Source organism: Salmonella enterica subsp. diarizonae (assembly GCF_008692785.1).
In the GTDB taxonomy this organism is placed as follows: domain Bacteria; phylum Pseudomonadota; class Gammaproteobacteria; order Enterobacterales; family Enterobacteriaceae; genus Salmonella; species Salmonella diarizonae.
Window position 1 is genome coordinate 170,169 of sequence record NZ_VXJV01000002.1, and the last position, 24,655, is coordinate 194,823.

Consider the following 24,655-nt stretch of genomic DNA (forward strand, 5'->3'; position numbering starts at 1 on the left):
CGAGGATAAAAATATGGAAGCGAGTAACGTAGCACCAGCATCACCAATGTTGTCTTCCTTGTTAGCGCCTTCTTCGGCTCAATCTCAATCCGGGGAGAGAGTGGATACTGAATCATTGCTTCTGTTATTTGATGTAATTTGGACGAAGCTAATAGAGCTTGCCAAAAAGCTGCGCGATATTATGCGTACCTATAATGAAACAAGGCAGAGGTTGACTTGGGAACTGCAGGTCAATGTCTTACAGACGCAAATGAAAACGATTGATCAAGCGTTTAAAGCATCAATGATTACTGCGGGTGGCGCAATGTTCTCAGGAGTGCTGACGATAGGACTCGGGGCTGCAGGCGGGGAAACCGGCCTTATATTAGGTCAAGCCATGGGACACACTGCTGGGGGCGTCATGGGCCAGGGGGCTGGTGTAGCGCAACGTCAAAGCGATCAAGATAAAGCGATTGCCGAGCTGCAACAAAATGGGGCCAACTCTTATAACAAAAACTTGATGGATATTATGGAGAAAGCGGTTGAAATCATGCAGCAAATCATGGGTATGGGGACGTCAATGGTCGATATTCTTGCTCAAATGCTCCGGGCATTAACGAGGTAAAAATAGTGCAAGAAATAGAGCAATGGTTGCGCCGGCATCAGGTGTTAACTGAGCCTGCATATTTAGGGGAAACCTCTATATTGCTTGGGCAGCAGTTTATATTATCGCCTTACCTGGTGGTATATCGTATTGAGGCAGAGGAAATGATTATTTGTGAGTTAAGGCGCCTGACGTCCGGGCAGCCCCGACCACAGCAATTGTTTCACTTACTGGGGCTTTTACGCGGGATATTTGTTCATCACCCGCAGTTAACATGTTTAAAGATGTTAATAATCACCGATGTTCTGGATGAAAAACAATCATTGTTACGCAGGAAATTATTGCGCATCCTGACAGTAATGGGAGCGACCTTTAGCCTGCTGGATGGCGATAGCTGGACAATTTTATCCGCCGAGCATCTTACCCAGCGGCGTTTTTAAATGACATCCCTGGCGTAAACCTCTATTAAGGGAAAAATAGCAATCAATAGGTATGATGATGAGTGAAAATCAGAAAAACAAAGTACCGGAAGAAATTCTGGAACAGCTCTTATCTGTTGATCCAGAAACCGTCTATGCCAGAGGTTATGCCTCATGGCAGGAGGGGGATTATTCGCGCGCCGTAATCGATTTTAGCTGGCTGGTGATGGCCCAGCCATGGAGTTGGCGTGCCCATATTGCATTAGCTGGCGCCTGGATGATGCTTAAAGAATACTCAACGGCCATCAATTTCTATGGCCATGCATTGATGCTGGATGTCAGTCATCCAGAACCGGTTTACCAAACAGGCGTCTGTCTCAAAATGATGGGGGAATCAGGGCTGGCGAGGGAGGCTTTCCAAACTGCAATCAAGATGAGTTATGCGGATGCCTCATGGAGTGAGATTCGCCAGAATGCTCAAACAATGTTTGACACTCTTATTGCTTAAATAACAGGGCGAAATATGGAGGTTCATATTCCACCAGCGGCAAGCAATATAGCCGGGAATAATAGTATTCCTTCCGATATGCAAGCGGAGGGGACATCGTTTCCTCCCCCTGAAATTCCAGTCCCTGATGCCCCCATAACATCTGTGTTGCTTACGCCTGAACAGGTAAAGCAACAGAGGGATTATGCTATGCATTTTATTCAATACACTATTCGTGCGCTGGGTGCGACAGTCGTGTTCGGATTATCGGTCGCTGCAGCGGTAATTTCTGGCGGGGCAGGGTTACCCATTGTTATTCTTGCGGGTGCTGCGCTAGTGATTGCCACCGGGGATGCTTGCTGTGCGTATCATAATTATCAATTGATATGTCAGCAAAAGGAGCCGTTACAAACTTCCAGTGATAGCGTTGCTCTTGTGGTCAGTAAGCTGGCGTTAAAATGTGGAGCAAACCTTACCTGCGCTAACACCCTTGCCAACTGTCTTTCTTTATTAATACGTTCAGGAATCGCTATTTCTTCCCTGGTTATACCCTTACTATTTCCACTGCCTGCCGCTGAAAATATCGCGGCCTCTTTGGAGATGGGGACTGTCATTACCTCCGCTAGTCTGACAGCGATAGGTGCGGTACTGGATTATTACCTTGCCCGAACCCCAAGTGCCGATCAGGAAAATACTTTTGATGAGTTTCCTGCCGATCCCAGTGTGTTATTGGCGGAAAAGATTATAGAGTCCTGTCAATCAGTTACTCTACCTGCATCAATGGAAAGTATGGGTAATCAATATTGCGGAGTCGGAGAACCATGAAACCTGTTAGCCCAAATGCTCAGGTGGGAGGGCAACTTCCTGTTTACGCGCCTACGGATTCATCTCCATGTCCCTCATTGCCGCATCCGGAAACCACCAGGGATGTAGAAATCGGTAGAATAGATCCTCAACAAGGAAAAGAACGATTATTGACCGGGCTTGCTAAACGAATGATAGCGGTTTTTCCAAAAGAAATTTTTAGTTGGCAAATGGTCATTTTGGGCGGACAGGTTTTATGTTGTTCCGCCGGAATAGCGTTAACAGTGCTAAGCGGTGGAGGCGCACCACTCCTGGCCCTGGCGGGAGTTGGCCTTGCTATTGCCATTGCGGATGTCGCCTGTCTTATCTATCACCATAAACATCACTTGCCTGTGGCTCACGATAGTATAGGAAACGCCGTTTTTTATATTGCTAATTGCTTTGTCAATCAACGAAAAAGTATGGCCATTGCTAAAGCTGTCTCTCTGGGAGGTAGATTAGCCTTAACCGCGACGGTGATGACGCATTCATACTGGAGTAGCACTTTGGGACTACAGTCTCATTTATTAGAGCGTATTAATGATATTACCTACGGACTAATGAGTTTTACTCGCTTTGGTATGGATGGGATGGCAATGACCGGTATGCAGGTCAGTAGCCCATTATATCGTTTGCTGGCTCAGGTGATGCCAGAACAAAGTGCGCCGGAGTGACCATTTTCAGGTATATACCTGATGCTCATCTATTTCTAAATTTTGATATGTTGCCAGTATCCTTACGATGTATTTATTTTAAGGAAAAGTATTATGGATATTGCACAATTAGTGGATATGCTCTCCCACATGGCGCGCCAGGCGGGACAGGCCATTAATGACAAAATGAATGGCAATGATTTGCTCAACCCAGAATCAATGATTAAAGTGCAATTTGCCTTGCAGCAGTACTCTACATTTATTAATTACGAAAGTTCAATGATCAAAATGATCAAGGACATGCTTAGTGGAATTATTGCTAAAATCTGAAATTATTAGCGACGATGTTCGACGGTTGCTACTGGAAATTATGTTTGCTGGCGTTAACCATAGTCTTGTTTCCCAGGTACATGCGATGTTGCCAGCGCTATCTGTTATTGTTCCGGATAAAAAATTACAGTTGGTATGCCTGGCATTATTGCTGGCGGGATTAAATGAACCGCTAAAAGCCGGGGAAATTTTAGCGGGTATTGATTTACCAGAGGCTATGGCGTTACGTTTGTTATTTCCTGCGCCAAATGAGGAGTTTAAAAATTGAATATTTCTGATATCAGCAGAGGAATGCCTGTAAACACTCAATCTTCTGTAATGTCCTCTACGGAGGCAGGTCAGGAGCAAATTAATCTTTTTAAACAATTAATGACAGATGATGTGTCAGTCAATAACGCCAATGTCTTACTACCTCCTGTTATGCTGACCAGGCAAATGGATTATATGGAATTGACCGTGGGTGTAGATTTTCTTGCCAGGATATCAGGCTCAGCATCACAAGCGCTTAATAAGCTGGTAAGTATGACATGAAGGTTCATCGTATAGTATTTCTTATTGCTTTGGCGTTCCTTCTTACGGCATGTGATGTGGATCTTTATCGTTCATTACCGGAAGATGAGGCGAATCAGATGCTGGCATTACTAATGCAGCATCGCATCAATGCGGAAAAAAAGCAGGAGGAGGATGGCATTACCTTACATGTCGAGCAGTCGCAATTTATTAATGCGGTTGAGCTACTTAGACTTCATGGCTACCCGCATCACCAGTTTACGACGGCAGATAAGATGTTTCCAGCTAATCAGTTAGTGGTATCACCCCAGGAAGAACAGCAGAAGATTAATTTTTTAAAAGAGCAAAGAATTGAAGGAATGCTGAGTCAGATGGAGGGAGTGATTAATGCAGAAGTTACCATTGCACTACCGGATTATGATGAGGGAAGTCATTCTTCTCCGAGCTCTGTCGCCGTATTTATAAAATATTCACCTCAGGTCAATATGGAGGCCTTCCGGGTAAAAATCAAAGATTTAATCGAGATGTCAATCCCTGGGTTGCAATACAGTAAGATCAGTATCTTGATGCAACCTGCTGAATTCAGGATGGTACCTGACGTACCAGCGAGACAAGCGTTCTGGATTATGGACGTTATCAATGCCAATAAAGGAAAGGTGGTGAAGTGGTTGATCCAATACCCTTATCAGTTGATGTTATCGATGACAGGACTGCTATTGGGGGGCGGCATCCTGATCGGCTATTTTTTCCTGAGACGCCGTTTCTGAGCCGACCTGACCCGGAGGTTTTGCAACTTTATCGTTATTTCTGGCAGCCTGCTCGCTATGCTGTACCGGAATGGCTGTGTAAACTGGGCTTTCATCCTTCCAGTTGCTGGCGTTATGGCGATCGACCAGAGTTGGATCGCCTGCTTAATAGATCATTGTATAGACTAAGGAGAAGTTCTGTTATTCCAGCCCGGTTGAATGACAGGCAAAAACGTCAGGTTCGTCTTGCGCCGCGTATATCTGCATTTGCATTTGGACTGGGGTTATTCAAACTCAGGTGCAGTGACTATTTTATGCTGCCAGAGTATCGGCAATTGCTTCTACAGTGGTTTAGCGAGGATGAGATCTGGCAACTATATGGTTGGTTGGGGCAAAGAGATGGCAAATTACTTTCTCCGCAAGCGATGCAACAAACAGCGTTGCAAATCGGTACCGCCATTCTTAATCGGGAAGCGTATGACGATGTGGTTTTACATGCGTTATTAGTGCTATTACCCCCCCCACTGCGTGTACTTTGGCCGAAGACTTCTCTTACCGAGATTATCTTTATGGAGCATTTACTATGAGTTTCACTTCACTCCCGTTAATGGAAATTAACCATAAACTGCCGGCTCAAAATATTATTGAATCACACTGGGTAACTTTACAATTAACTTTATTCGCGCAAGAGCAACAGGCCAATAAAGTTTCACAAGCTGTAGTGAATGCTGCTTACCGGAAGGCTGAAAAAATCATCCGGGACGCCTATCGTTACCAGCGTGAACAAAAAATGGAGCTACAGCAGGAAATATCGCGGTTGCGTAAAGATACGCTGGAAAAAATGGAGGTGGAGTGGTTAGAACAATATGTAAAACATCTACAAGAAGATGAAAGTCAATTTCTTTTATTGGTCGATCAAGCTGAGCATCATATTAAAAATAGTATAGAACAGATTCTGATGGCCTGGTTCGACCAACAGTCGGTAGACAGTGTTATGTGTCATCGTCTGGCACGCCAGGCCACGGCTATGGCGGAAGAGGGGGGGCTTTATTTGCGTATTCACCCTGAAAAAGAGGCATTGATGCGTGAAACTTTTGGAAAACGGTTTACGCTGATTATCGAGCCTGGTTTCTCTACCGATCAGGCTGAGCTTTCCTCAACTCGATATTCAGTTGAATTTTCACTCTCTCGCCATTTCAATGCGTTACTGAAATGGCTACGTAACGGTGAAGATAATAGAGGTAGTGATGAATATTAAAGTTAATGAAATAAAAATAACGCCTCCTACAGAGTTTACCCCTGGTCAGCTTATAGAGGAACAAGAGGTTACCTCGCCTTCAATGTTGGCTCTTCAGGAATTACAGGAAACGACGGGGACTTCGCTCTATGAGACGATGGAAGAAATAGGGATGGCGCTGAGTGGTAAACTCCGGGAAAAATATAAATTTATTGATGCTGAGAAACTGGAGCGCAGACAGCAGGCGTTGCTGCGTTTAATAAAACAAATACAGGAGGATAATGGCGTAACATTGCGTCCGCTTACCGAAGAAAATGGCGATCCTAATTTGCAGAATGCGCATCAAATTATCTCTCTTGCAATGGCGCTTACTGCTGGCGGGTTGTCAAAAAAGAAAAAACGAGATTTGCAATCGCAACTGGATACGCTCACAGCGGAGGAGGGATGGGAACTTGCCGTTTTTAGTTTAATGGAACTTGGCGAAGTGGATACTGCTACGCTGGCCTCTCTGAAACGTTTTATGCAACAGTCGATAGACAACGATGAAATGCCCTTATCGCAGTGGTTTAGACGCGTGGCTGACTGGCCGGATCGTTGTGAGCGGGTCCGTATTTTGCTAAGAGCAATAGCATTTGAACTTAGCATATGTATCGAATCCTCGCAGCAAAGTCGTTTGGCTGCAGCATTAGTACGTTTGCGTCGTTTGCTGTTATTCCTTGGCCTTGAAAAAGAGTGCCAACGTGAGGAATGGATTTGCCAGTTGCCGCCTAATACATTACTGCCGTTGCTACTTGATATCATTTGTGAGCGTTGGCTTTTCAGTGATTGGTTGCTTGACAGACTTACCGCTGTAGTTCCTTCATCGCGGATGTTTAATCGGTTACTCCAACAACTTGATGCGCAGTTTATGCTGATACCAGATAATTGTTTTAACGATGAAGATCAACGTGAACAAATCCTCGAAACTCTTCGTGAATTAAAGGTAAATCAGGTTTTATTCTGATACCAGGTTTTCAACATTTCGGTAAATTTGTTTTGTGGCTCATCATTGAGGCGACAGAATGGATTGGGATCTCATTACTGAACGTAATATTCAGCTTTTTATTCGATTATCAGGGTTAACTGAACGGCCTTTATCACCAAATATGTTCTGGCGGCAAGGACAATATGAAACCTATCTAAACTATCAGAATGGTCGTGTTCACTTATGTCAGATACTCCAGCAGACCTTCTTAGACGAAGACCTGCTGTTTAAAGCGTTGACTAACTGGAAACCTGCGGGGTTTATGGGCATTCCTCAACGATTATTTTTGTTGCGCGATGGGCTTGCGATTAGTTGTTCTCCTCCTCCCTCTAGCTCTGCCGAGCTCTGGTTACGATTACATCATCGACAAATAAAATTCCTGGAGTCGCAATGCGTTCACGTTTAGGTGAGGGAATCAGGGCGCAACAGTGGCTCAAAGTATGTGCGGGTCGGCAGGATATGGTTCTGGCGACGGTGTTATTAATCGCTATTGTGATGATGTTGTTACCTTTACCGACCTGGATGGTCGATATCCTGATTACTATCAACCTTATGTTTTCAGTGATCCTGCTATTAATCGCCATTTATATTAGCGACCCACTCGATTTATCTGTATTTCCGTCTTTATTACTTATTACCACGTTATATCGTTTGTCACTCACAATTAGCACGTCACGGTTGGTATTGTTGCAACACAACGCCGGTAATATCGTAGACGCTTTCGGTAGGTTTGTCGTAGGGGGAAATCTCACCGTTGGGTTGGTCGTATTTACTATCATTACTATCGTACAGTTTATTGTCATTACAAAAGGTATCGAGAGGGTAGCGGAGGTCAGCGCACGTTTCTCACTTGATGGTATGCCAGGCAAACAAATGAGTATTGATGGCGATCTGCGTGCCGGAGTCATTGATGCAGACCACGCCCGTAAATTAAGACAGCACGTCCAGCAGGAAAGCCGCTTTCTCGGCGCGATGGATGGTGCGATGAAATTTGTTAAAGGTGATACGATTGCCGGTATTATTGTCGTACTGGTGAATATTATCGGTGGTATCATTATCGCTATCGTACAATATGATATGTCGATGAGTGATGCTGTTCACACTTATAGCGTACTTTCAATCGGGGACGGTTTATGTGGTCAAATTCCATCCCTGCTTATTTCACTTAGCGCGGGGATTATTGTTACCCGTGTTCCTGGCGAGAAACGCCAAAATTTGGCGACAGAGTTGAGTTCTCAGATTGCCAGACAACCTCAGTCACTCATATTAACCGCTGTTGTTTTGATGCTCCTCGCTTTTATTCCAGGCTTCCCTTTTATCATTCTCGCTTTTTTTTCAGCTTTGTTGACGTTGCCAATTATCCTCATTCGCCGCAAAAAAACGGTGGTCTCCGCAAGTGGAGTAGAGGCGCCGGAAAAAGATAGTATGGCTCCCGGTGCATGTCCCCTAATCTTACGTCTTACACCGATGTTACATTCTGCTGACCTGATACGTGATATTGATGCCATGAGATGGTTATTATTTGAGGACACAGGGGTCCCTCTTCCTGAAGTTAATATTGAGGTTTTGCCTGAGCCCACCGAAAAATTGACGGTACTGCTATATCAGGAACCCGTATTTAGTTTATCTATTCCCGCCCAGGCGGATTATTTATTGATGGGCGCGGACGCTAGTGTGGTGGGTAACAGCCAGACGTTACCGAACGGAATGGGGCAGATCTGTTGGCTTTCAAAAGACATGGGCCATAAGGCGCAAGGTTTTGGGCTGGACGTTTTCGCGGGCAGCCAACGTATCACTGCCCTACTAAAATGTGCATTACTTCGTTATATGGGAGAGTTTATTGGTGTTCAGGAAACGCGTTATCTGATGAATGCAATGGAAAAAAACTACTCTGAACTGGTAAAAGAGCTTCAGCGTCAGTTACCCATCAACAAAATCGCTGAAACTTTGCAGCGGCTTGTATCAGAACGGGTTTCTATTAGAGATTTACGCCTTATTTTCGGCACGTTAATTGACTGGGCGCCACGTGAAAAAGATGTCCTGATGTTGACAGAATATGTCCGTATCGCGCTTCGTCGTCATATTCTACGTCGTCTTAATCCGGAAGGAAAACCGTTGCCGATTTTGCGGATCGGCGAGGGTATTGAGAATCTCGTGCGTGAATCCATTCGCCAGACGGCAATGGGGACCTATACTGCGCTGTCGTCTCGTCATAAGTCGCAGATTCTGCAACTGATCGAGCAAGCGCTCAAGCATTCAGCCCAATTGCTCATTGTCACCTCTGTCGACACCCGACGTTTCTTGCGAAAAATTACAGAAGCCACCTTGTTCGACGTACCGATTTTGTCTTGGCAGGAATTAGGAGAGGAGAGCTTTGTACAAGTGGTGGAAAGTATTGACCTTAGCGAAGAGGAGTTGGCGGACAATGAAGAATGAATTGATGCAACGACTGAGGCTGAAATATCCTCCCCCCGATGGTTATCGGCGATGGGGCCGAATTCAGGATATTAGCGCAACGTTGTTAAATGCGTGGTTGCCTGGGGTATTTATGGGAGAACTGTGCTGTATAAAGCCAGGCGGAGAACTTGCTGAAGTCGTGGGGATTAACGGCAGCAAAGCATTGCTATCTCCTTTTACGAGTACTACCGGACTGCACTGTGGGCAGCAATTGATGGCCTTAAGGCGACGTCATCAGGTTCCTGTGGGAGAAGCGTTATTAGGGCGAGTCATTGATGGCCTTGGTCGTCCCCTTGATGGCCGCGAACTGCCAGAAGTTTATTGGAAAGACTATGATGCAATGCCTCCTCCCGCGATGGTTCGACGGCCTATCACTCAACCATTAATGACGGGGATTCGTGCTATAGATAGCGTTGCGACCTGTGGCGAAGGGCAACGAGTGGGAATTTTTTCTGCTCCAGGCGTGGGTAAAAGTACGCTTCTGGCGATGTTGTGTAATGCCCCTGGTGCAGATATTAATGTTCTGGTTTTAATTGGTGAACGTGGACGAGAAGTCCGCGAATTCATTGATTTTACACTGGATGAAGAGACGCGAAAACGTTGTGTTATTGTTGTCGCAACCTCTGACAGACCAGCCTTAGAGCGGGTGAGAGCGCTGTTTGTGGCTACCACGATAGCGGAGTTTTTTCGCGATGATGGAAAGCGAGTCGTCTTGCTTGCCGACTCACTGACGCGTTATGCCAGGGCCGCAAGGGAAATTGCTCTGGCCGCCGGGGAGACCGCTGTTTCTGGAGCATATCCACCTGGCGTCTTTAGTACATTGCCACGACTTTTAGAACGTACAGGAATGGGAGAAAAAGGTAGTATTACCGCGTTTTATACGGTACTGGTTGAAGGCGATGATATGAATGAGCCGCTGGCGGATGAAGTCCGTTCACTGCTTGATGGACATATTGTGCTATCCCGGCGGCTTGCAGAAATGGGGCATTATCCTGCAATTGACGTGTTGGCAACGTTAAGTCGCGTTTTTCCAGTCGTTACCAGTCATGGGCATCGTCAATTGGCGATAACGCTGCGGCGACACCTGGCGCTCTACCAGGAAGTTGAGCTGTTAATACGCATTGGGGAATACCAGCGAGGGGTTGATATTGCGGCTGATAAAGCCATTGATACGTATCCGAATATTTGCACATTTTTGCGACAAAATAAGGATGAAGTATGCGGACCCGAGTTACTAATAGAAAAATTACAACAAATACTCACCGAGTGATCCTGGAAACCTTGCTGGGAATAATAGCGCGACGTGAAAAGCAATTACGCGGCAAACTTGCCGTACTTGATCTGCAACAACAGGCGCTTATTTCTGAACAACAGATTTGCCAGACGCGTACTTTAGCCGTGAATGCCAGATTGAAAGAGTTAATGGATTGGCAAGGAACGTTATCTTGTCATTTACTGTTGGATAAGAAACAACAAATGGCCGGGCTATTCACTCAGGCACAGAGCTTTTTGACCCAGCGGCAGCAGTTAGAGAATCAATATCAACTGCTTGTCTCCCAGAGAAGCAAATTACAGGAGAATTTCAATGCGCTTATGAAAAAAAAAGAAAAAATCACTATGGTATTAAACGATGCGTATTACCAAAGTTGAAGGAAGTCTTGGGGTGCCACGTAAATCTTATCAGGATGATAACGAGGCGGAAGCGGGACGTACGGACTTTGAGCAACTCATTTACCAGGCGTTACCCGTTAGTGAGAATAACCTTACCTTGTTGAATAAGAATGTAGTTTTCACGCAACGCTTTCGCGTTATTGGCGGTTATCTTGACGGTGTAGAATGTGAAGTATGTGAATCAGGAGAGCAAATTCAACTTAAAATTAATGTTCCTCATCATGAGATTTATCGTTCGATGAAAATGCTAAAGCAGTGGCTGGAATCTCAGTTGCTGAATATGGGGTATGTAATCTGCCTGGAGATATTCTATGTTAAGAATAGCGAATGAAGAGCGTCCGTGGATGGATATACTCCCAACGGAAGGTGCTACCATTGGTGCGCTGACATTGAGTATGCAACAATATCCGGTACAGGAAGGGACGTTATTTACCATAAATTATAATAATGAGCTGGGTAGGGTATGGATTGCAGAACAATGCTGGCAGCGCTGGTGTGAAGAGTTAATTGGCACAGCTAATCGATCAGCTATCGATCCTGAATTGCTATATGGAATAGCTGAATGGGGGCTGGCGCCATTATTACAAGCCAGTGATGCGACCCTCTGCCAGAACGAGCCTCCGACATCTTGCAGTAATGTACCACATCAGCTAACGTTGCATATCAAATGGATAGTTGAGGAACATGAGTTTCATGGCATTATTTTTAAGTGGCCAACTGCGTTTTTGCGAAATATAGTCGGAGAGTTTTCTGCTGACCGTCAACAGATTTATCCAGCTCCTCCCATAGTGGTTGCCGTATATTTGGGTTGGTGCCAGCTTACGTTAACTGAACTTGAGTCTATCGAAATCGGAATGGGCATTCGGATTCATTGCTTTGGTGATATCAGGCTCGGTTTTTTTGTTATTCAATTACCTGGGGGTATATATGCCAGGGTTTTGCTGACAGCGGATAATATGATGAAATTTGATGAATTAGTACAAGATATCGAAACGCTGCTTGCGCAAGGGAGTCCATTGTTAAAGAGTGATGGAGAGTCTTCTATCGAACTCGAGCAGATACCGCAAAGTGTGCTCTTTGAGATCGGTCGTGCGAGTGTAGAAATCGGACAATTACGAAAACTTAAAACGGGGGACGTTTTGCCTGTAGGGGGATGCTTTGCACCAGAAGTGACGATAAGGGTAAATGGTCGTGTTATTGGACAAGGTGAGTTGATTGCCTGTGGGAATGAATTCATGGTGCGTATTACACGTTGGTATCTATCCCAAAATACAGTATAAACCTGATAAAAAAACAATATGCAAACGGTATAATTAATTTCCGGTCGTGTCATGAGATTAATATATGTCCTTACCCGATTCGCCTTTGCAACTGATTGGTATATTGTTTCTGCTTTCAATACTGCCTCTCGCTATCGTAATGGGAACCTCTTTTCTGAAACTGGCGGTGGTATTTTCGATTTTACGAAATGCTCTGGGTATTCAACAAGTCCCCCCCAATATTGCACTTTATGGCCTTGCGCTTGTACTTTCCTTATTCATTATGGGACCGACGCTATTAGCTGTAAAAGAGCGCTGGCATCCCGTTCAGGTCGCTGGCGCTCCATTCTGGATGTCTGAATGGGACAGCAAAGCATTAGCGCCTTATCGACAATTTTTGCAAAAAAACTCTGAAGAAAAGGAAGCAAATTATTTTCGGAATTTGATAAAACGAACCTGGCCTGAAGACATACAAAGAAAAATAAATCCTGATTCTTTGCTGATATTAATTCCGGCATTTACTGTGAGTCAATTAACGCAGGCATTTCGGATTGGATTACTTATTTATCTTCCTTTTCTGGCTATTGATCTACTTATTTCAAATATATTGCTGGCTATGGGAATGATGATGGTATCGCCTATGACCATTTCATTACCGTTTAAGCTGCTGATATTTTTACTGGCTGGTGGCTGGGATCTGACACTGGCGCAATTAGTACAGAGCTTTTCATGAACGATTCTGAGCTGACGCAATTTGTAATACAACTTTTATGGATCGTTCTTTTTACTTCTATGCCCGTGGTGTTAGTGGCATCGCTAGTTGGTGTCATCGTAAGCCTTGTTCAGGCCCTGACTCAAATACAGGACCAAACGCTACAATTCATGATTAAATTATTGGCAATTGCAATAACCTTAATGGTCAGCTATCCATGGCTTAGCGGCATTCTGCTAAATTATACTCGTCAAATAATGCTACGAATTGGAGAGCATGGTTGAATGACGCACCAGCTCAATGAATGGCTTATTGTATTGGCTGTGGCTTTTATTAGACCATTAGGCCTTTCTTTATTACTTCCACTGCTAAAAACTGGTAGTTTGGGGACCGCGCTTTTACGTAATGGCGTTCTTATATCTCTTACCTTTCCCGTATTGCCGATTATTTATCAACAACATATTTTTATACATGTTGGTAAAGACTACAGTTGGTTGGGGTTAATTACAGGAGAGGTAATTATTGGCTTTTTGATTGGATTTTGTGCAGCGGTACCCTTTTGGGCAGTTGATATGGCTGGATTTCTGCTTGATACTTTACGGGGGGCGACAATGGGTACAATATTCAACTCCACAATGGAAGCTGAAACCTCACTCTTTGGCTTGCTTTTCAGTCAGTTTCTGTGTGTTATTTTTTTTATAAGTGGTGGTATGGAATTTATATTAAACATTTTGTATGAATCCTACCAATATTTACCTCCGGGGCATGATTTATTATTCGGCCGCGAATTCCTTAAATATATACAGATAGAGTGGAGAACACTTTATCAACTATGTATCAGCTTCTCTCTTCCTGCCATAATATGTATGGTATTAGCTGACCTGGCGTTAGGTCTTTTAAACCGCTCAGCGCAACAATTGAATGTGTTTTTCTTCTCAATGCCGCTCAAAAGTATATTGGTTCTACTAATGCTCTTGATATCATTTCCTTATGCTCTTCATCACTATTTGATTGAGAGCGATAAATTTTATATTTATCTGAAAAATTGGTTTCCAGCAGTATGAGCGAAAAAACAGAGCAACCCACAGAAAAGAAATTACGTGACGGCCGTAAGGAAGGGCAGGTAGTCAAAAGCATTGAGCTAACGTCATTGTTCCAGCTTATTGCGCTTTTTTTATATTTTCATTTCTTTACTGAATATATTATCTTGAGGTTTATTGAGTCAGTGACTTTTACATTACAATTAATAAATAAACCATTTGCTTATGCATTAACGCAATTGAGTTATTCTTTAGTGGATTCATTGACTTCTGCAATTCTGTTTCTGGGAGCAGGGATAATAATTGCCACTATTGGTAGCGTGTTTCTTCAGGTGGGGTTGGTGATTGCCAGTAAAGCCATTGGTTTTAAAAGCGATCATATAAATCCTGTAAGTAACTTTAAGCAGCTATTCTCTTTACATAGCGTAGTGGAATTATGTAAATCCAGCTTGAAAGTTATCATATTATCTCTTATCGTTGTCTTTTTCTTTTATTATTATGCCAGTACTTTTCGGGCGCTACCGTACTGTGGGTTAGCCTGTACCCTGCCTGTGGTTTCGTGTTTAATAAAATGGTTATGGGTAGGGGTGATGGCTTTTTATATAGTCGTTGGCATACTGGACTATTCTTTCCAATATTATAAGATTAGAAAAGATCTAAAAATGAGTAAAGATGATGTAAAACAGGAGCATAAAGATCTGGAGGGCGACCCTCAAATGAAAACACGGCGTCGGGAAATGCAGAGTGAAATACAAAGTGGTAGTTTAGCTCAATCTGTTAAACAATCTGTTGCGGTAGTTCGTAATCCAACGCATATTGCAGTTTGTCTTGGCTATCATCCCACCGATATGCCAATACCACGCGTTCTGGAAAAAGGTAGTGATACTCAAGCTAACTATATTGTTAACATCGCAGAACGCAACTGCATTCCTGTTGTTGAAAATGTTGATCTGGCCCGCTCATTATTTTTTGAAGTGGAACGTGGAGATAAAATTCCTGAAACTTTATTTGAACCCGTTGCAGCTTTGTTACGTATGGTGATGAAGATAGATTATGCGCATTCTACTGAAACATAATAAATGCCTTCGGTATACCTCTTCAAACCACTGCGAATATTAAGATAGGCAATAGAGTGTAGAACAGATAATTGATTTGTTTGGCGATAAAGGTGAGATACTGAATATAATATTTTTTAACCTGGAATAAACACCAGATAGCGCCTTATAAAATCAAACAATCGCGAAAGATAATGGATTGGTGCGTCTGAATGGACTCGAACCATCGACCCCCACCATGTCAAGGTGGTGCTCTAACCAACTGAGCTACAGACGCATTAAAATGATGGTGCGTTCAATTGGACTCGAACCAACGACCCCCACCATGTCAAGGTGGTGCTCTAACCAACTGAGCTATGAACGCAACGTTGTAGGTGACAACGGGGACGAATATTAGCGTCACAACCGCAATGAGGCAAGAGGGAAATCGCAATTTTCTTCCTGAAATCACCTGATTGCGGTGGAAATATGCAACATGTCGAGAAAATAGCCGCCATGCGACGGCTATTGCCGTATTATCGCGCAGCGCGCTGCAAAATAATGGAGGACGGCTGACGTTGTAGATAGCGCATCCGTAGCATCATTAACACCGCCGCCGAGGTCAGGCCGATGATGAACCCCATCCAGAACCCTGCCGGTCCCATGCGATCAACCACCAGATCCGTTAACGCAAGGATATAACCGCTGGGTAAGCCTAACACCCAGTAGGCGGTAAAAGTGATAAAAAAGATGGAACGCGTATCTTTATAACCGCGCAGAATACCGCTGCCGATAACCTGAATAGAGTCGGAAATCTGGTAAACCGCAGCGAGCAGCATTAATTGCGCGGCAAGCGCCACGACCTCGGGGTTGTCATTGTAGAGCAAAGCAATATGCTTACGCAGAGTGACGGTAAAGATCGCAGTAACCACAGCCATACAAACGCCGACGCCTAAACCGGTGCGTGCTGCGGTTTGCGCACCCAACGTCGAGCCCTGGCCCAGACGATAGCCCACTCGAATCGTTACCGCCGCAGCCAGCGACATCGGCAGTACGAACATCAGCGAGCTAAAGTTAAGCGCAATCTGATGACCTGCGACATCCACAATACCTAACGGCGAAACCAGCAGCGCGACAACCGCAAACAACGTGACTTCAAAGAACAGCGCCAGCGCAATCGGCAGCCCCAGTTGAATCAGGCGTTTCATGACGACGCTATCGGGTTTGCCAAAGCCTTTTTCATTACGAATATCACGCATTGAACGCGCGTGTTTAATGTAAGAAAGCATGGCGATAAACATCACCCAATAGACTGCCGCAGTGGCAACGCCGCAGCCGATGCCGCCGAGTTCCGGCATACCAAAATGCCCATAGATGAATATATAGTTCACCGGAATATTGACCAGCAGGCCCAGAAATCCCATCACCATACCCGGTTTGGTTTTGGCCAGACCTTCGCATTGGTTTCGCGCTACCTGAAAGAAAAGGTATCCCGGCGCGCCCCACAGTAGCGCGCGAAGATAGCCCACGGCTTTATCGGCCAGCGCCGGATCAATATTATGCATGGAGCGGATAATGTATCCGGCGTTCCACAGGACGATCATCACCAGCACAGAGACAAAGCCCGCCAGCCAGAATCCTTGTCGAACCTGATGCGCGATACGCTCACGACGGCCGGAGCCATTGAGCTGTGCAATTACAGGCGTCAAGGCCAGCAGTAAGCCGTGTCCAAACAGAATGGCGGGAAGCCAGATAGAGGTGCCGATAGCGACGGCCGCCATGTCCGTAGCGCTATAGCTTCCTGCCATGACGGTATCGACGAATCCCATTGCGGTCTGAGCCACTTGCGCAAGGATCACCGGTATAGCTAACGCTAATAACTGACGCGCTTCACTGGTATACTTCTGCACGTATTCACCTTTTATTTTGTTGTTATATGAAAGACTAAAAAGCCGCCGTAGTGGCAGCCAAAAGAAATAGCAGGGGAAATTTCAGTCTATTGTAGCGGGGTATTACTATTTCTCCAGTGAAAAAACAGTTGTTGACGGGGCATTGCTGGCAAGCTGTTTTTCCACCTGCTATTGTGCTGAGCAGTTCTGCTTTTATTTATTTCAGGAGTTGAAGATATGTTTACGGGGATCGTACAAGGTACCGCGAAACTGGTATCGATTGATGAAAAACCCAACTTTCGCACCCATGTGGTGACGTTACCGGACTACATGCTGGAGGGGCTGGAGACGGGGGCATCCGTGGCGCATAATGGATGCTGTTTGACCGTGACTGAAATAAACGGCAATCAGATAAGTTTTGATCTGATGAAAGAAACTCTGCGCATCACCAATCTGGGCGCGTTGAAGGTGGGTGACGAGGTCAACGTAGAGCGCGCCGCTAAATTCAGCGACGAAATCGGCGGACATCTGATGTCGGGGCATGTTATTACGACGGCGGAGATCGCGAAAATCCTGACATCCGAAAATAACCATCAGGTATGGTTTAAGGTGCAGGATGCGTCACTGATGAAGTATATCCTGTACAAAGGCTTTATCGGCGTCGACGGTATTAGTTTGACCGTCGGCGAGGTAACGCCAACGCGCTTCTGCGTGCATCTGATTCCGGAGACGCTGGAGCGTACTACGCTTGGCAGAAAAAAACTGGGTGAACGTGTGAATATCGAGATCGATCCGCAAACGCAGGCGATTGTCGATACCGTAGAACGCGTACTGGCTGCACGAGAAAATGCGGTCAGAAATCAGGCCGACATTGGCTAACGGAAAATAAAAACCCCCGCATGAAATGCGGGGGGCGGTGATTAGCGAGGAACGCGCAGACCGTTTTCAACGCCGCGCGTAAATACGACCTGCCAAAGCTGGATATCACGTGCGCGAAACGCACCGGCGCAGGCGTTGAGATAATAACTGAACATACGTTTGAAGCGCTCGTTATAATTGCCCGCAATTTCCGGCCAGGCATTGATAAAGCGCTCGTGCCACGCCATCAGAGTCGTGTCGTAGTCGGCGCCAAAGTTATGCCAGTCTTCCATTACAAAGTGTGATTCGCTGGCCTCGGCGATTTGACGAACAGACGGCAAGCAACCGTTGGGGAAAATATACTTATTGATCCACGGATCGACATTATGATCGGTTTTTTTAGAACCAATAGTATGGAGCAGGAAAAGACCATCCGGTTTTAAATTCCTGTCGACAACCTCAAAATAGGTGTTGTAGTTTTTCGGCCCGACATGTTCGAACATTCCGACGGAGACGATTCGGTCAAACTGATCGTTAAGGTCACGATAATCTTGCAGGAGAATGGAAACATCCAGACCCTCACAACGCGTCTGCGCCATTTTTTGCTGTTCAGCGGAGATTGTTACGCCCACCACGCTAACGCCATAATGGGTCGCCATATATTGCGACAGGCCGCCCCAGCCGCAGCCGATATCCAGCACACGCATCCCTGGCTGTAGCTGTAGCTTTTCGCAAATTAATTTCAGCTTGGCTTGCTGTGCAGCTTCAAGCGTATCGGCATCTTTCCAGTAGGCGCAAGAATATTGCATATAGGGATCGAGCATACGGGAAAAAAGGTCATTACCAAGATCGTAATGTTCCTTGCCGACAATCCAGGCGCGTTTTTTACTTTGTAGATTAATCAGACGCGCGCCGAGGATGCGGAGCGTATCTTTAACATGGTGGGGGAGTTGATTTTCAAGACCGGCACGTAAGACTTTGCTGAAGAAAATATCCAGACGCTCGCATTCCCACCAGCCATCCATGTAACTCTCACCTAATCCCAACGAGCCTTCCTGCAGGACGCGTTTAAAAAAATCGGGATTCTTAACACGAATATCAGACGGGGCGGAACCATTAATTGTAATATCCGCACGACTTAACAATTCGTTGGCGATTCGGTACCAGTTATCATCCGGTACGCTGACTTCTTCTATACACGATGAACTCATAGCTTCTCCATCACTGGACGGTGATCAGAACCTTAAAACAGCGTAGACGCTTTTTTGGCTTTGTGAGAAATCCCACGGACAATTCCGTGAGCCAGTTATCCGACGTAGAACAGAGGAAGGGAGGAACCCTTGCCGAAAAGGCCATCCGTGGTGAATCGGGAACGCTCCGGTTCCCGTTAATGCCTAATAATTATCGTAATATAAACAACCGGGAATCAGTATAGGCCGCAATTTTTGATGATTCAACCGAAAATTGTTAGCGTGCTAATTACTCGGGATTAACAAACCTCTAGTGAGACTTCTCGTGGGCGACATCGGCATGCGCAAATCCGGCCTCATTGCACGCTGCATGAGACTGCATTTTGTAGCCTAACGCCGCCAGAACAACGGTAAAGAGCATTACGCTGGTGGTGGTCAGCAGCGGCGTGCTGATGAGCCATGAAACCACCAGGCTTGCCAGGAAACATACCCCCAGTTGCAGCGTATTTTGCAGCGCCGCAGCACGCCCCGTGGCTTGAGGGAAAGGGCGTAACGCTTGCGCGACGACGATAGGGTAGATTGCGCCATTAGCAATCGCCATTACGCAGAACGGAATCAGGATCTCCACCAGTGAGGCATTATTCAGGAAGCCCGTTCCCCAGGTGGCGATAACGCTCAGCGCATACAGCCCTAACAGCCACGGAAGCAATTGGTAACCCTGCCATTTTTGTAGCGCCGCGCGGCAGCCATATCCGCCAATCAGAAAAGCGATGGTTTGAGGAACATAGCTCAGGCCAATCACTGCCGGGCTGTAACCCATCGCGCTGAGAATGAACGGGGAACCCGTTAACCACGCAAAAAAGCTGGCGGAACAGGCGGCATAAATCAGTACATTACCGCGATAGGTTTTAGAGCGTAGCAACGTCGCAAAAGTGAGTTTATCCTGTCCCTCGGCATGTGCTTTTACCGATGGTTTTAAGCGCAGCGCTGGCAACATCAGCAACAACGTAATCGCAAACAGAGTGGCGAAAATCGCCTGCCATGAGAAATGCGTCAGTATCCAGCTTCCCAGTAAGGGCGCAAGCGCCGGGGATAATCCTACCAGTGGCATGATAGTGGCGAAGATACGATTAATTTTTTGCGAAGGATAATAATCGGTCACCAGCGCTTGCCAGATTACCGTTGCCGCACAAACGCCGACGGCCTGCACAAAGCGTAGCGTCAGCAGTGCTGCCGCGCTTTCTACCCACAGCATCCCCAGACTTCCGAGCGCAAAGATGGATAACCCCAGCAGTAAAATCGGTTTACGGCCATAACGATCCGATAGCGGTCCCCAGAGTAGTTGTGCGACGGCAAAGCCAGCTAAAAACAGGCTGAGGCTGGCGCTGACAGCGGCAGCAGGCGTTTGTAAATCCGCCTGTATGGCGGCAAACGCGGGCAGGTACATGTCCGTAGCCAGAAACCCCAGCACGCTAAGACCGGCTAACCAGACTAAAAAACCTTTTCCAGGTTGCATATTTGTTTCTCTTTCTTATCAGACAGACATTGTCGCAGAGTGTAGGGAGTGAAATTACGGTTGTGAAACGTTAATATTTGTCCAGTGAATTCAAAATTTTTGTAGGCAAATTATGTGGTCGGAATACTCGCTTGAAGTGGTTGACGCCGTGGCGCGCAATGGCAGTTTTAGCGCGGCGGCGCAGGAACTGCACCGTGTGCCTTCGGCAGTCAGTTACACCGTTCGTCAGTTAGAGGAGTGGCTGGCCGTACCGCTTTTTGTACGACGTCACCGTGATGTTGAACTTACGCCTGCTGGCGTCTGGTTTTTAAAAGAAGGGCGTTCTGTTATCAAAAAAATGCAGATCACTCGTCAACAGTGTCAGCAAATTGCTAATGGCTGGCGCGGGCAGTTGGCTATTGCGGTGGATAATATCGTCAGACCAGAACGTACCCGGCAGATGATCGTCGATTTCTATCGCCATTTTGACGATGTGGAACTGCTGGTTTTTCAGGAGGTGTTTAACGGCGTCTGGGACGCGCTCTCCGACGGGCGAGTCGAACTGGCTATTGGGGCGACGCAGGCGATTCCGGTAGGGGGACGTTATGCTTTTCGGGATATGGGTACCCTGAGCTGGAGTTGCGTAGTGGCAAGCGATCACCCGCTGGCGGCGATGCCGGGACCGTTAAGCGATGATACCCTGCGCAACTGGCCGTCGCTGGTCAGAGAAGATACCTCGCGAACCTTACCGAAACGGATTACCTGGTTACTGGATAACCAAAAAAGGGTTGTAGTACCGGACTGGGAGTCATCGGCAACCTGCCTGTCAGCAGGATTATGCGTGGGAATGGTGCCGACGCACTTTGCCCGACAGTGGATAGACAGCGGAAAATGGGTGGCGCTGACGTTAGAGAATCCGTTTCCCGATGCGGCCTGTTGCCTGACGTGGCAGCAAAACGAGGCCTCGCCCGCGCTGGCATGGCTGCTGGATTATTTGGGCGATAGCGAAACGTTGAATCGGGAGTGGTTGCGGGAGCCTGAAGAGGCTCCCGACAGCGGGGATTAACGTCGATAGTCGCGGAACGGGCCGTCAGCGACCGAGCGACGCTCAACCAGGCGTGGATGAACTTCAATAGACTGTGACTCTTCGCGCTTATTGACGATGCGATCCAAAAGCATATTAAATGCGGTTTCGCCTAAAGAGTCTTTGGGCTGGTGAATCGTCGTCAGCGCCGGGGTAAAGAAGCGGGCGTTACGCACATTGTCATAACCGATCACCGAAACGTCCTGCGGTACGCGAAGCCCCATTTCGTCTGCCGCGCAAAGCGCGCCCATCGCCATAATATCGCCGCCGCAGAAAACGGCGGTAGGGCGATGTGACTGCGATAAGATTTGCTGCATCGCGTGGTAACCGGACTCCGGCTCGAAGTCGCCCTGAACAATCCAGTTGTCTGGCACGTTGATCAACGCCTCCTCCATTGCCTTCATGAAGCCTGCCAGCCGACCCGCGCCGGTGTTGCGCTCCAGCGGACCGGGAATAACGCCGATATCCCGGTGACCGCGTTCAACCAGATAACGACCCGCCATATAGCCGCCTGCAAAGGCGTTATCAATCACCGTATCGGTAAAATCGGCCTTCGCTTCACCCCAGTCCATCACCACCATCGGAATATGGCGATACTCTTCCAGCATGGAAAGCAGAGGTTCCGGGTACTCAGAACACATCACCAGCAGGCCATCCACGCGCTTTTGCGCCATCATGGACAGGTAGGCGCGCTGTTTTTCCAGGTTATTCCAGGCGTTGCCCAAAATCAGCGTATAGCCTTTCTGGAAGCAGTTTTTTTCAACCGCCTCGATAATTTCTGCAAAATAGGCCGCTTCGCTGCTGGTCGCCAGTAAGCCTATCGATTTGGTATGGTTGACCTTCAGGCTACGCGCGACGGCGCTGGGAGAGTAGTGCAGCTCTTTAATCGCCGCCCAGACCGCGTTACGCGTTTCTTCAGCGACAAAACGCGTTTTGTTGATTACGTGTGATACAGTTGTAGTGGAAACGTTTGCTCGTTTCGCTACATCTTTAATTGTTGCCATTACATTTCACTCCAGACCCTCGCTAAGCTCCTGAGAAACGCCAGGTAAACGTTTGCCTACACACACCCTAATCGCAACGTCAGGGTTGCGGCATGCCGGAAAAACGACACGGAACGTCAGGAAGGGGTCAATGGCCGTTACGCTAATTCAGTAAGCCTGGAATTTTGTCTGATCTTGAGGAAAAGGGGAAGCGTTAAAAACAGTTATCAATATAAAACATGAGAGATTTTTGTGCGGGAATGTGCAAAAATGCGCTATATCACTTTTTGTGTGGGAATAAAAAGGAGAAAACTTGATGAGTACCGACCTGAAATTTTCGTTGATCACTACGCTTATTGTTCTGGGCTTGATTGTCGCAGGTGGATTAACGGCCGCTCTGCACTGATTCCCTCTCTTCTGAGGGAGGGCGTTTCCTCTATTCTATCCCTCTCTAAAACGCAGAAGGCGTACCTTCTGCGTGCTCAGACTTATGCGGCGAGATTTTTCGCGACAAATTCCCAGTTAACCAGCGCCCAAAAATGCTCCAGATAGTTTGGACGGGCGTTGCGGTAGTCGATGTAATACGCGTGTTCCCACACATCAACCGTCAGCAGCGGCGTCGCATCTGTGGTCAGCGGCGTACCGGCATTTGAGGTAGAGACGATAGCCAGTTTGCCATCAGCGCCTTTTACCAGCCATGTCCAGCCGGAACCAAAGTTTTTGATAGCGGCATCTGTGAACTGCGTTTTAAATTCCGCGAAGCTGCCAAAAGATGCCGCGATAGCATCAGCCAGTTTCCCGGTCGGTTCGCCGCCAGCATTTGGTGCCAGGCAGTTCCAGTAGAACGTATGGTTCCACACCTGAGCGGCGTTATTAAAGATGCCGCCTTCGGAAGCACGCACGATCTCTTCCAGCGATTTGCCTTCAAACGCCGTGCCTTTGATCAAATTATTAAGATTGGTCACGTAAGTCTGATGATGTTTGCCATAGTGATATTCCAGCGTCTCAGCAGAAATATGCGGCGCCAGAGCATCTTTGGCATACGGTAATGCAGGTAATTCGAACGACATTGCTTCTCTCCTTATTATTAATATTGCGCACGCACAATAACCCTGGTGCGCGTAAGGATAGGGTAGCAAATTGAGCGGGGGCGCAAAAGAAGAAGTTATCCTGTCGTTAAACGACAGGATAAAATATTAGCGAATTGTTTTAGGGGTCATCACCCGGCGGGCGCCGACATAATGGCGCTGCCAGTATTCTTCGTTCAGCGAGGTGATCTTAATTTCCTGACCGCTGCGCGGAGACTGGATAAACTTACCGTTGCCGACATAGACGCCAACGTGATCGGCGGTGCCGCGCCCCTGCGTACGGAAGAACACCAGATCGCCGTTTTTCAACTCGCTGCGCTCAATGGGCGCCGCGTCACGCAGGTGATACATCTCATTCGCCGTTCGGGGGATACGGATCTTCACTAAATCTTTATAGGCATAATAAACCAGACCGCTGCAATCAAAACCGGTGCGCGGCGACGCGCCTCCCCAGTGATACGGCTTACCAATCTGATTCATGAGCTTGGACATCGCGGTTTTCGTCGCTTTTTGTACTTTAGTCCGATGCGCATCGGCAATAGAGAGCGGCAATGTTCCTTTCCCCTTCACGCAGTGCGGCTTACGGCCTTTACGCGTCGTGCATTTTTCCGTCACGTCGAGGGCGGCGATTGACGTGGGCGCGGTTCTGTTACGGCGATGTGTCGTATGACGAGATTTCGTGGAAGCGATGGTACGTTTTGGCGTAGAAGCGGAAGAAGAACGGCTGGTTTTTGAGGTTGTTTTTACGTTTTTTTTGTTGGTCTTACTGATCTGTTTGGGCGTTGTGCTTTTCTTTTTATCTGCCGTTTTAGTGACATGAGAAACAGCAGGCGTCGCTTTGGCTTGCCTGGAAGCATGGGCCATTGGCGTAAAAGGGAGAGTAGTAAAAAGTAAAGCACAGAGCGTGATCGAGATTTTGTTTATCCGCGCCACTGAGCAATCCTCTGTTAAAGGCAGGCGATCATGCCTGCGTATGATTTACAAAACCTGATAATTCTAATCTACAAAAGCACAGATTGGTAATTGCTTTTGGTTTCTGAAGCTGTGTTTCGTTAACAGATGT

The 24,655-nt window shown here is 46.7% G+C and carries 31 protein-coding genes and 2 tRNA genes; 25 read left to right on the plus strand and 8 right to left on the minus strand.

Annotated elements, in window-relative coordinates; all coding sequences use genetic code 11:
* The first annotated feature begins 13 nt into the window (after positions 1 to 13).
* The 22 genes from sseD to F4V72_RS04870 all read left to right on the plus strand — a co-directional run bounded on the left by sseD (position 14) and on the right by F4V72_RS04870 (position 15,047).
* Positions 14 to 604 carry an SPI-2 type III secretion system translocon protein SseD gene (sseD, locus tag F4V72_RS04765; RefSeq protein WP_136058251.1) on the plus strand — a complete coding sequence of 197 codons (591 nt, stop codon included), beginning with the start codon at positions 14 to 16 and terminating at the stop codon, positions 602 to 604.
* Positions 605 to 606: 2 nt separating this feature from the next.
* Complete coding sequence (locus F4V72_RS04770; protein ID WP_024149672.1) at positions 607 to 1,023, plus strand: pathogenicity island 2 effector protein SseE; 417 nt, start codon at positions 607 to 609, stop codon at positions 1,021 to 1,023.
* A 52-nt stretch (positions 1,024 to 1,075) separates the two neighbouring features.
* A complete protein-coding gene (locus tag F4V72_RS04775) occupies positions 1,076 to 1,510 on the plus strand; it encodes a SycD/LcrH family type III secretion system chaperone (RefSeq protein ID WP_023248077.1) in 435 nt (144 codons plus the stop codon).
* 15 nt (positions 1,511 to 1,525) lie between these two features.
* Positions 1,526 to 2,314, plus strand: coding sequence for a type III secretion systems effector SseF (gene sseF / locus F4V72_RS04780; RefSeq protein WP_063390402.1), 789 nt, complete (start codon positions 1,526 to 1,528; stop codon positions 2,312 to 2,314).
* Complete coding sequence (gene sseG, locus F4V72_RS04785; RefSeq protein WP_023248079.1) at positions 2,311 to 3,006, plus strand: pathogenicity island 2 effector protein SseG; 696 nt, start codon at positions 2,311 to 2,313, stop codon at positions 3,004 to 3,006. The genes sseF and sseG overlap by 4 nt, the downstream gene beginning before the upstream one ends.
* A 93-nt stretch (positions 3,007 to 3,099) precedes the next feature.
* Positions 3,100 to 3,315: a type III secretion system needle filament protein SsaG gene (gene ssaG / locus F4V72_RS04790; protein ID WP_023248080.1), complete on the plus strand. Its 216-nt coding sequence runs from the start codon at positions 3,100 to 3,102 to the stop codon at positions 3,313 to 3,315.
* Entirely contained in the window at positions 3,293 to 3,583 is a 291-nt protein-coding gene (locus tag F4V72_RS04795) for an EscG/YscG/SsaH family type III secretion system needle protein co-chaperone (protein ID WP_024149673.1), read from the plus strand. Before ssaG ends, F4V72_RS04795 begins: the two co-directional genes overlap by 23 nt.
* A complete protein-coding gene (gene sctI / locus F4V72_RS04800; protein WP_023248082.1) occupies positions 3,580 to 3,846 on the plus strand; it encodes a type III secretion system inner rod subunit SctI in 267 nt (88 codons plus the stop codon). Before F4V72_RS04795 ends, sctI begins: the two co-directional genes overlap by 4 nt.
* Entirely contained in the window at positions 3,843 to 4,592 is a 750-nt protein-coding gene (gene ssaJ / locus F4V72_RS04805) for an EscJ/YscJ/HrcJ family type III secretion inner membrane ring protein SsaJ (protein WP_023248083.1), read from the plus strand. The genes sctI and ssaJ overlap by 4 nt, the downstream gene beginning before the upstream one ends.
* Positions 4,589 to 5,158: a type III secretion system domain-containing protein gene (locus tag F4V72_RS04810; RefSeq protein ID WP_072162076.1), complete on the plus strand. Its 570-nt coding sequence runs from the start codon at positions 4,589 to 4,591 to the stop codon at positions 5,156 to 5,158. The genes ssaJ and F4V72_RS04810 overlap by 4 nt, the downstream gene beginning before the upstream one ends.
* On the plus strand, positions 5,155 to 5,829 hold the full coding sequence (ssaK, locus tag F4V72_RS04815; RefSeq protein ID WP_023248085.1) for an SPI-2 type III secretion system apparatus protein SsaK: 675 nt from the start codon (positions 5,155 to 5,157) through the stop codon (positions 5,827 to 5,829). The genes F4V72_RS04810 and ssaK overlap by 4 nt, the downstream gene beginning before the upstream one ends.
* Complete coding sequence (locus F4V72_RS04820) at positions 5,819 to 6,811, plus strand: SepL/TyeA/HrpJ family type III secretion system protein (protein WP_136058252.1); 993 nt, start codon at positions 5,819 to 5,821, stop codon at positions 6,809 to 6,811. The genes ssaK and F4V72_RS04820 overlap by 11 nt, the downstream gene beginning before the upstream one ends.
* Before the next feature lie 58 nt (positions 6,812 to 6,869).
* A complete protein-coding gene (locus F4V72_RS04825) occupies positions 6,870 to 7,238 on the plus strand; it encodes a type III secretion system apparatus protein (protein ID WP_023248087.1) in 369 nt (122 codons plus the stop codon).
* A complete protein-coding gene (ssaV, locus tag F4V72_RS04830; protein ID WP_070801194.1) occupies positions 7,223 to 9,268 on the plus strand; it encodes an SPI-2 type III secretion system apparatus protein SsaV in 2,046 nt (681 codons plus the stop codon). Before F4V72_RS04825 ends, ssaV begins: the two co-directional genes overlap by 16 nt.
* Complete coding sequence (locus F4V72_RS04835) at positions 9,258 to 10,559, plus strand: EscN/YscN/HrcN family type III secretion system ATPase (RefSeq protein ID WP_023248089.1); 1,302 nt, start codon at positions 9,258 to 9,260, stop codon at positions 10,557 to 10,559. Before ssaV ends, F4V72_RS04835 begins: the two co-directional genes overlap by 11 nt.
* A 2-nt stretch (positions 10,560 to 10,561) precedes the next feature.
* Complete coding sequence (ssaO, locus tag F4V72_RS04840; protein ID WP_024149674.1) at positions 10,562 to 10,939, plus strand: SPI-2 type III secretion system apparatus protein SsaO; 378 nt, start codon at positions 10,562 to 10,564, stop codon at positions 10,937 to 10,939.
* Entirely contained in the window at positions 10,920 to 11,291 is a 372-nt protein-coding gene (gene ssaP, locus F4V72_RS04845) for an SPI-2 type III secretion system apparatus protein SsaP (RefSeq protein WP_023248091.1), read from the plus strand. Before ssaO ends, ssaP begins: the two co-directional genes overlap by 20 nt.
* On the plus strand, positions 11,272 to 12,240 hold the full coding sequence (locus tag F4V72_RS04850; protein WP_053529777.1) for a YscQ/HrcQ family type III secretion apparatus protein: 969 nt from the start codon (positions 11,272 to 11,274) through the stop codon (positions 12,238 to 12,240). Before ssaP ends, F4V72_RS04850 begins: the two co-directional genes overlap by 20 nt.
* A 64-nt stretch (positions 12,241 to 12,304) precedes the next feature.
* The gene (ssaR, locus tag F4V72_RS04855; RefSeq protein WP_023248093.1) at positions 12,305 to 12,952 is read left to right on the plus strand and encodes an SPI-2 type III secretion system export apparatus protein SsaR; all 648 of its coding nucleotides are present in this window, start codon (positions 12,305 to 12,307) and stop codon (positions 12,950 to 12,952) included.
* Entirely contained in the window at positions 12,949 to 13,215 is a 267-nt protein-coding gene (gene ssas, locus F4V72_RS04860; protein ID WP_023248094.1) for an SPI-2 type III secretion system apparatus protein SsaS, read from the plus strand. The genes ssaR and ssas overlap by 4 nt, the downstream gene beginning before the upstream one ends.
* Positions 13,216 to 13,995 (plus strand): EscT/YscT/HrcT family type III secretion system export apparatus protein, encoded by a 780-nt coding sequence (locus F4V72_RS04865; RefSeq protein ID WP_053508075.1) that lies wholly within the window; start codon positions 13,216 to 13,218, stop codon positions 13,993 to 13,995.
* The gene (locus F4V72_RS04870; RefSeq protein WP_136058254.1) at positions 13,992 to 15,047 is read left to right on the plus strand and encodes an EscU/YscU/HrcU family type III secretion system export apparatus switch protein; all 1,056 of its coding nucleotides are present in this window, start codon (positions 13,992 to 13,994) and stop codon (positions 15,045 to 15,047) included. Before F4V72_RS04865 ends, F4V72_RS04870 begins: the two co-directional genes overlap by 4 nt.
* Before the next feature lie 179 nt (positions 15,048 to 15,226).
* Here the strand turns inward: F4V72_RS04870 and F4V72_RS04875 are convergent.
* The 3 genes from F4V72_RS04875 to mdtK all read right to left on the minus strand — a co-directional run bounded on the left by F4V72_RS04875 (position 15,227) and on the right by mdtK (position 16,915).
* Positions 15,227 to 15,303, minus strand: a tRNA-Val gene (locus F4V72_RS04875).
* A gap of 10 nt (positions 15,304 to 15,313) precedes the next feature.
* A tRNA-Val gene (locus tag F4V72_RS04880) sits at positions 15,314 to 15,390 on the minus strand.
* A 151-nt stretch (positions 15,391 to 15,541) separates the two neighbouring features.
* The gene (mdtK, locus tag F4V72_RS04885; protein ID WP_136058255.1) at positions 15,542 to 16,915 is read right to left on the minus strand and encodes a multidrug efflux MATE transporter MdtK; all 1,374 of its coding nucleotides are present in this window, start codon (positions 16,913 to 16,915) and stop codon (positions 15,542 to 15,544) included.
* A 216-nt stretch (positions 16,916 to 17,131) separates the two neighbouring features.
* Between mdtK and F4V72_RS04890 the strand changes: the two genes are divergently transcribed.
* Positions 17,132 to 17,773: a riboflavin synthase subunit alpha gene (locus tag F4V72_RS04890; RefSeq protein WP_150342428.1), complete on the plus strand. Its 642-nt coding sequence runs from the start codon at positions 17,132 to 17,134 to the stop codon at positions 17,771 to 17,773.
* Positions 17,774 to 17,814: 41 nt separating this feature from the next.
* On the opposite strand, the gene cfa is transcribed toward F4V72_RS04890, so the two are convergent.
* Entirely contained in the window at positions 17,815 to 18,963 is a 1,149-nt protein-coding gene (gene cfa / locus F4V72_RS04895) for a cyclopropane fatty acyl phospholipid synthase (protein WP_023248098.1), read from the minus strand.
* A gap of 289 nt (positions 18,964 to 19,252) precedes the next feature.
* A complete protein-coding gene (punC, locus tag F4V72_RS04900) occupies positions 19,253 to 20,458 on the minus strand; it encodes a purine nucleoside transporter PunC (RefSeq protein ID WP_150342429.1) in 1,206 nt (401 codons plus the stop codon).
* A 112-nt stretch (positions 20,459 to 20,570) separates the two neighbouring features.
* Here punC and punR point away from each other — a divergent pair, with 112 nt between their 5' ends.
* Entirely contained in the window at positions 20,571 to 21,503 is a 933-nt protein-coding gene (punR, locus tag F4V72_RS04905; protein WP_023248100.1) for a DNA-binding transcriptional activator PunR, read from the plus strand.
* On the opposite strand, the gene purR is transcribed toward punR, so the two are convergent.
* The gene (gene purR, locus F4V72_RS04910; protein WP_000190992.1) at positions 21,500 to 22,525 is read right to left on the minus strand and encodes an HTH-type transcriptional repressor PurR; all 1,026 of its coding nucleotides are present in this window, start codon (positions 22,523 to 22,525) and stop codon (positions 21,500 to 21,502) included. The genes punR and purR overlap by 4 nt on opposite strands.
* A gap of 295 nt (positions 22,526 to 22,820) precedes the next feature.
* Here purR and F4V72_RS04915 point away from each other — a divergent pair, with 295 nt between their 5' ends.
* Positions 22,821 to 22,910 (plus strand): YnhF family membrane protein, encoded by a 90-nt coding sequence (locus F4V72_RS04915; RefSeq protein ID WP_000102276.1) that lies wholly within the window; start codon positions 22,821 to 22,823, stop codon positions 22,908 to 22,910.
* Positions 22,911 to 22,992: 82 nt separating this feature from the next.
* On the opposite strand, the gene sodB is transcribed toward F4V72_RS04915, so the two are convergent.
* Together sodB and F4V72_RS04925 are read right to left on the minus strand one after the other, a co-directional pair.
* Positions 22,993 to 23,574, minus strand: a complete 582-nt coding sequence (sodB, locus tag F4V72_RS04920; RefSeq protein WP_023248101.1) for a superoxide dismutase [Fe] — start codon at positions 23,572 to 23,574, stop codon at positions 22,993 to 22,995.
* Between the two features lie 126 nt (positions 23,575 to 23,700).
* Complete coding sequence (locus tag F4V72_RS04925; RefSeq protein ID WP_023248102.1) at positions 23,701 to 24,525, minus strand: C40 family peptidase; 825 nt, start codon at positions 24,523 to 24,525, stop codon at positions 23,701 to 23,703.
* Positions 24,526 to 24,655: the final 130 nt, after the last annotated feature.